At 40.3% G+C, this 7,085-nt stretch carries 6 protein-coding genes; 2 read left to right on the top strand and 4 right to left on the bottom strand.

From position 1 onward, the window contains the following. Positions 1-388: 388 nt before the first annotated feature. Together ACWJAO_RS05425 and ACWJAO_RS05420 are read left to right on the top strand one after the other, a co-directional pair. Positions 389-550 carry a hypothetical protein gene (locus tag ACWJAO_RS05425; RefSeq protein WP_449139525.1) on the top strand — a complete coding sequence of 54 codons (162 nt, stop codon included), beginning with the start codon at positions 389-391 and terminating at the stop codon, positions 548-550. A 212-nt stretch (positions 551-762) separates the two neighbouring features. Further along, positions 763-1,980, top strand: a complete 1,218-nt coding sequence (locus tag ACWJAO_RS05420) for an ATP-binding protein (RefSeq protein WP_449139524.1) — start codon at positions 763-765, stop codon at positions 1,978-1,980. Positions 1,981-2,148: 168 nt separating this feature from the next. Here the strand turns inward: ACWJAO_RS05420 and ACWJAO_RS05415 are convergent, their stop codons facing one another. The 4 genes from ACWJAO_RS05415 to ACWJAO_RS05400 form a co-directional block, all read right to left on the bottom strand. After that, entirely contained in the window at positions 2,149-3,663 is a 1,515-nt protein-coding gene (locus tag ACWJAO_RS05415; protein ID WP_449139523.1) for a fimbrillin family protein, read from the bottom strand. 11 nt (positions 3,664-3,674) lie between these two features. After that, positions 3,675-4,664: a fimbrillin family protein gene (locus ACWJAO_RS05410; RefSeq protein WP_449139522.1), complete on the bottom strand. Its 990-nt coding sequence runs from the start codon at positions 4,662-4,664 to the stop codon at positions 3,675-3,677. A gap of 32 nt (positions 4,665-4,696) precedes the next feature. Then, positions 4,697-5,608: a fimbrillin family protein gene (locus tag ACWJAO_RS05405; RefSeq protein ID WP_449139521.1), complete on the bottom strand. Its 912-nt coding sequence runs from the start codon at positions 5,606-5,608 to the stop codon at positions 4,697-4,699. A gap of 62 nt (positions 5,609-5,670) precedes the next feature. Beyond that, complete coding sequence (locus ACWJAO_RS05400; protein ID WP_449139520.1) at positions 5,671-6,549, bottom strand: FimB/Mfa2 family fimbrial subunit; 879 nt, start codon at positions 6,547-6,549, stop codon at positions 5,671-5,673. Positions 6,550-7,085: the final 536 nt, after the last annotated feature.

Genomic DNA, 7,085 nt, shown 5'->3' with positions numbered 1-7,085 from the left:
TAATTAATATCTGTTGGCAAATATACGATTTTTCTCTGAAAATACCAAGGAAAAACTGTTTTTTTTGCAGAAACGCTAGTATATAGTTTAAATTTTCCATCTGTCAGGAGAGTCTGACAATACTATATTTGCAGAACTTTCGCATGTGGTTCAAGCACGGGCTAAAGGGGCAAACCTTGCGAAAGTTCAGTTATTTCCCCCACCTTTCGCTTTATTATAAAACAAGAAGTTCCACTCCTCAATGTAAAAAAACAGCCCTGAAAATTTGGAAGTTACAAATATTCAGCGTATCTTTGCAGAAGATTGTGCGGCGCTCGGCAATCAGAAAGCAAGCTTTCATTGCGCTCGCTGGCATAATCTTTGCATAACAAATAAAAACATAAAGCGTATGAAGCAGGTAGAAGAAAGATACATCAGCTTGCTGACCGACTTCGGTTTCGACCGCCTCTTCGAGGAAGGCGAGAGAGCCAAGTTCACTCCGCAGGAAATGAGGGAGTACGAGACCAGCAAGATGGCATATCGCAACATTAAGAATCTGAGCAATTCATAAAAAACAGAAAGCGGAGATGTAGATTACGAATATCACCATATAATCAAGGGTCTATACGCCACCTGTTCATCGTGGCATATAGACCCTTGTCGCTTCCCGTGAGGCGCAATGTGTACCAAACCTGTTAATTATAAGTAATAAAAACAAAAAATCTATCGTTTTTGTTACTTATACGAAACAAAAAGAGTATCTTTGCGAAAAGTTTTACTCGTATGAAACAAAAAATATTAGAAAGACTAGGGTATTCCAATCGTATCGAACGCATGTTTGGACGTGGAATGATGATTGCATTGACGGGCCAAAGGCGTGTCGGCAAGAGTTGTGTGATGCGGCGAATTTATAATCACATCGCTGAGAATGAAGAAAATCACGTTATCTATATAGATAAGGAGAAAACCTCATTTGATATGATAGCCAACTATCAGGATCTGGAGGCTTATGTAGCAGCCAACATCGTTGAGAGTAAGGAAAACTATCTGTTTATTGATGAGGTGCAGGAGATTTCTGATTTCGAGAAAGCACTCCTCAGTATCCAATCGGATGATACCTGCCAGATTATGATTACCGGCAGCAACGCCAAGATGCTATCGGGCGAACTGGCAACTCGCCTGAGAGGCAGATATATTGCTTATCGCATTAGAGGACTCTGCTATGAAGAGTTTCTGACGTTCCATGAACTGAAGGATGATGATGCTTCCTTGAACCTGTATCTGCAGTATGGCGGGCTCCCTCAGTTGCGCAATTTAGGATTGGAAAATACGGATTTGGTAGAAGATTATCTTGACAATGTGTATAATACGATAGTACTTCGTGATATCATAGAGCGAGAAAACATCAGAAACATACCATTGTTGCGAACGCTGCTGAAGTTTGTGAGCGATAATATCGGTAAACAATTCTCTGCAACGAGTATTGTAAAATTTCTGAAAAGCCAGAACACCGAAACGTCTGCCAAGATGATTCTCACGTATTTGGAGTATTTAAGCAATGCTTTTATTATCGATCGAGTTAACAGATACGACATTCATGGCAAGCGACTTTTCGAGTTAGGCGACAAGTTCTATTTCGAAGACCTGGGAATCAGGAATCATATTATAGGTGGCAACAGGCGTTTTGATATCGAAAAGGTGATGGAGAACGCTGTATATATCCATTTGTGCAGGATGGGGTATAAAGTATATGTTGGTCAGATGTATAAGGCTGAGATTGATTTTGTTGCCGAGAAAGCTGATAGTGTGGCGTATGTGCAAGTTACCTATCTGCTGGCTTCTGAGGAAACGGTAGAGCGTGAATTCGGCAATTTGAAATTGATAAAAGACAGTCATCCCAAATACGTGATTTCTATGGATAGGCTTTACAGTCAAACCAATATTGATGGCATTAAGCACATTCATCTGCGAGATTTTCTGAAAATGACTACTTTGGTTTAATACCAGGTAGATTACAAATATCACCATATAATCAAGGGTCTATACGCCACCTGTTCATCGTGGCATATAGACCCTTGTCGTTTCCCGTGAAGTGCGGGGGGATATGTTTGCTGGGCACCTTATACTCCTGCCCAGCTTAGGAGCTAATATGTTATTTTTCTTTTTAACTTACTGTAAAGTCACAGACTTGAATTGTCTTCCCAGGAAAATATTTTTCGTATAATCATCTGTAGACTTATAATCCTCCTCGGTAGAGTACCAATTATTTCGATTCTCCATCTGTTTCTGCGATTCAGACAAGACCAAATCAACATTTTCTGTATTCAAACCAAAAAAGGCTTCGCTATCATCCCCCAAATTCACATTTGTAAGAGCTCCCAATGCAATCTTCTTCAATCCTTTACAACCCTTAAAAACTTGACTTCCTAGCACTGACACGTTTGGAGCATATATTTCCTCCAACTTATCACAATTTGCAAATGCCCACATGCTAAATTCTGTAGCATCTGGTAAAGTAATTGACTTCAACTTATTACAATGATTAATAAAATTATCTAAGCCTGTTTGGAAGCTAGTAATACCCTTCAGTGTTAAATTGACACTTCCATCTGTGGTTGTTTTTAGAGCATCTCTAATCGCAGCAGATAGCTCGCTACTATTGATGTAACTATTCAATGTTAATTCGATATCTGTTTTATTTGCAGCCAAAGCATCTGCAATCGTCTTTTTAACAAACTCTACATCGTCTAAAGCCTCGCCACCAGGAATCGCTTCACCAGTTTTCCAATCAGATACTGTAATTTTATCTACAACAAGTTCGTCCTTACCAATCTTTAAAAAGTACTCGTAGCTACTACCAGCTTCTGTACCTGTATGTGGAATGCGCCTAACTTCAAATTCTTGCTCACCTGTGCCATCAGGCTTTGCCACCTTTACTGTCATGAAAAGCAAATAATTATACATATCCGACACTGGCATTGTCGGAGTAATAAGCGCATAAAACTTACCATCAGTGTGTTTGTACGCTTTCACACTAACATCTTTTGAATCAGCGGGAACAACTTCACCATCGAAATATCCATTTGTATTAGGATGGATTATTACTTCTGTCAGTTCCAACCCTTCATCCATCGTGTCTCCCCAAACATTAACATCTCTTAGGCCGACAACGATGCGCACCATTTTGCGCTCCATTTCCAAGTTCACGCCATCATTACCGGAACTACGCTTGCGGCTACCACTAAATGTCATATAGTCACCCAAAGCCAAGTCCTCTAAGCTATTGTATGCAGTAGGTAGTGTGAAGTCTGTAAAAGAAGCATCATTAGCATTTGCAGGATAAAAAGCCTTAAAATTCATCTCGTTACTATTCCAAACTAAGTGCAGACCTTTTTCTTTTGGACTCCAACTGGTACCATCATAAGAATAAGTAACGGCATCTTGGTTATCTGCAACAACAAAAATGGCATCGCCTTCATTAAACTTTGCTTGCTCAACTTCACTACCCAATGGATTGGAGCGAGAAATAAAGCCACCTGTAGCTTCATTACTTCCCACTTGGGCTGTAATGTGAACAGCATCCGAATCTTTAAGATAGCTATTTGACAAGCCATCATCTTGGCTACACGCAACAACAGATAGAGAAGCTGCAGCCACCAATATGTATTTATTTATAATTTTCATACTTCTAGTCATTAAAAGGTTTCTATATCCGACTTGTTGTCCACTTCTTCATTATTTTCGTTTTTGTGTTTTGTATTCCAAGCCTTAGATGTAACTTCTACAAGATTAGCCTGATCTTTTCCAGCCGTCAGTTGCAATGTGTATTGAGTGCCTTCTTTCAATTTAACAGCAGCATCACTGTACCAACGATAAGTTTTGCCTAAAACATTAAATTCTACACCAAAGTTTCCTGCCTCAACAGTCTGTGGAGCTAAAATCACCTCATAACAAACTTTCGCTTTTGGGGAATCATCCGTAGGCTTGGTGTAATCCGCAAGATATGGTATAATTGCCTCTGCAGAAGCGTCATCACTAACATACGAATATCCATCTGACCAATTTACTTTTCTCTTAGTTCCTACAATCTGTATATCTTTGACAGGATTTTGCTCCTCTTTATATTCACTACCCAAAGTCAACTCTAGGGAGAGTTTTGACATTTGATGTTCCAATTTTAACTCAATAGCCTTAACCTCCATATTTCTATCTTTGTTTAAGGCATACAAATGGTCACTTGCCTTGACACTGGCATCTAAGCTTTGGTCTGCCAGAACCTCTAATTCTATAGATTTAATCTGGTTTTCGTTTTCATCCAGTTCGTATCCAGTAAATGTAGAAGAATAGAGATTGCAAGCTATATTATATCCTGCTCGAAGTAATTGAACCGTTTCAGTCTTGTTTTCAGCATTATAAGCAACCCATTGGCCATTTTCCAGTTTCATGACAACATCATACCAATATTTTTTTTGGTCTTTAAGCCCCTGTCTTACCTTAAGATAGAATTGGTTAGGTACGCTATTAGCATCATATCCTGCACGTGTTTTCATACCTGCTACAGATGCATTAATCTGCAACGGAGTATCTTTCAATGTATCTATAGCAGGAGTCAATTCTCCTTCACTTGAGCAGCTAACGAATCCAAGAGCCATTGCTGCTGCCACTAATATTTTATTTATCTTCATGACTTTATAATTTTAAACATTATACAAATCTTTTAATCTGTTTGCGCTTCACCACCATTGATGTTTTCTCCTTCGCCCCAATCAGCGATGCTTACATTGCCAAGAGTAATCTCGTCACGACCTACAATGAGATTTACTACCGTATATTTGCCACCCTCCAGTTTGATATCAGTAGGATGAGTGTAGACATTTTGCTTGCCATTTATATTAACAGCAATCTTGGTAATGCCTGATTGTGGTATCATGATAGACTCATATTTTTCATTTGCCTTGATTACAGGGATACTGATGTCGGTGCGAGCAGCATCTGTAGCTACAGTTACAGTCTTGGTCAAGAGATTGACAGAGGCATCAGATGCGGCATTCTTAACAACAAGGCTCTCTACGGTAGGCTTACCACCAAACTGATTGCGATATTGTAGATTGACTATCACCTTCGACATCACATGAGTAAACGCTAATGGCACCGTTTGCTGTTCATCTGCATTATAGGATATTCCACTTGCGTTGACTGCTACCAAAAGGTCGCTATCCTCCTGTTTCGTAACATCAAGCTTATATTCGCTAGCTGTAAAATCGGATATTGCTGCTGTAGGATACACACCGATGAAATAATGTTTGTCACGGTTGTTCTTCCACAGCATCTGCGGAGTTGATACCCATGAGCTGTTGGTCAACTTGTTGATGGCGTTGTTCACCACACGCTCGCTTGTCTCAGGGGCGACAGCAGGGTCGCCAGTCCAAGCATATACGCTGATTTCGTCACCATCCTCAAACTTTTGACCACCATTCTCGTCCGTGGCTACTCGTGTCATGTTGCCGATGCTGGTAGAAACGGTGATGTACTTGGAGGTCTCGCCACCGATACCGTTTTCGTCGGCAGAGCAACTGCCCAATGTCAAAGCCATTGCCATCAGAGCAAAGAGATAAGTCTTCTTTTTCATTGTCTTTTACTATTTTATGTTTATATTCTTGTTTTGATTCTTGCTTAAATGAGAGGGGGTGCTTAATCTTCTGGATTCAAGATTTCGCCTCGATACACCCAGCCTTCTGTCCAATCATCTATCTTCGTGCTCGTAAGATACATGTAAGGTTTCATCTCCTCAAATTCCAAGTTTATCTTGTACTTGCCGCCAGATTTCATGATGGGTGCTTCGATGTCGTAGTTGCTAACTACTCCCCCAGGAGAAATCAGTTGGATAAACAACTTGGTGGTATAAAAACCATTGGCTGTCGGCATCAAGCGTAATGTTTCCGTTTTTAAAGTTTCGCCGGGCACTGCGATTCTCAAAGGTATATCACACTCTTCCTTGGTATAGCTTGCCGTCCCGAATGTTCCATCCTCATTCTTTTGCAGGGGAAGGAGTCCGGTTGCAACATTCAGAACCTTACCTATCATTGCAAAATTGTCAGGAACTCCTTCAATGAGGATGGTCAATTCTGCAAGTATATGTTGCATGTTGCTTTTCGTAATATAGCGCACATCCTCCTTGTCGATGACGACGTCTGTTACGCCATAATAGACATGTTCGGGTGATGCGCTTGGATTCGAAAGTCCGAGCATCAGATGATTCATGCTGGGAATGGCTCTTGTCGCCTCACCTATTATATATGGGGCAACAAGGTTAGCAGTTGTCAGAATGCGATAGTGCCCTTCCTGAAGAGAGAAGCGCTGGCTTGCCACCTCCTGCGCACTTCCATATTGCTTTTCCACTACGGGTGATCCGTCATCGGCATTGAATATCCAGAGTTTCACATCCTTCACTTCCGTACCTTTATCAGCTTCATCTGTCCATGCAAGTGAAACAGACAAGCCTCCACCCCCTTCGCAATCATGAACATTATGGTCGCAACTTGCCAACAGGCATGGGACGCATAACAGCACCCATAACCAAATATTAAATCTTCTTTTTGGAAGAATAAAAGCAAGCAATGCGACCAGCAATCGATTTTTTGTTGTCAAATAATTTATCATATTATTCATTCATTTTATATCGTAAAAATAAAGATCTACATCCAATTACAGGACAAGTATCCACCATAAAGCTAATTCATCCATTCTAGCCGAAACTCACTCCAGAAAATACAAGAGGTTTGTTAGGAAGATAAATATGGATGCGAAGAACAAATATATATAAAAGCGTTCCCTCTTGATGAAGTCACGAAAGCTATAGCGAGCCTTATAGTGATCATCAAGATATATCCTGTACTCATGTATCATGGCATATCCCAAGATAATATCTAATATGAGTACAAACACCCCGATGATGATCAGGGCTAATTCTATCCTTGGTATGGTTTCTAATAATTCTTTCATGGTGCAAATATAGTGTTTTTCTTTCAAAAAAGGTGTCGCATTCCCCTGTTCAGGTGTCGCATTCCTATCAAAAAGGTGTCGCATTCCTATGAATGCGACACCTT

The organism is Segatella sp., from assembly GCF_977051555.1.
The sequence above is the reverse complement of the archived record's forward strand: the minus strand, read 5'-3'. Positions and strand labels throughout refer to the sequence as shown.

Excerpts from the sequence above, each read along its gene's own strand:
- ACWJAO_RS05425 (WP_449139525.1), top strand. The coding sequence starts at position 389 with ATGAAGCAGGTAGAAGAAAGATACATCAGCTTGCTGACCGACTTCGGT.
- ACWJAO_RS05420 (WP_449139524.1), top strand. The coding sequence starts at position 763 with ATGAAACAAAAAATATTAGAAAGACTAGGGTATTCCAATCGTATCGAA.
- ACWJAO_RS05415 (WP_449139523.1), bottom strand. The coding sequence starts at position 3,663 with ATGAAAATTATAAATAAATACATATTGGTGGCTGCAGCTTCTCTATCT.
- ACWJAO_RS05410 (WP_449139522.1), bottom strand. The coding sequence starts at position 4,664 with ATGAAGATAAATAAAATATTAGTGGCAGCAGCAATGGCTCTTGGATTC.
- ACWJAO_RS05405 (WP_449139521.1), bottom strand. The coding sequence starts at position 5,608 with ATGAAAAAGAAGACTTATCTCTTTGCTCTGATGGCAATGGCTTTGACA.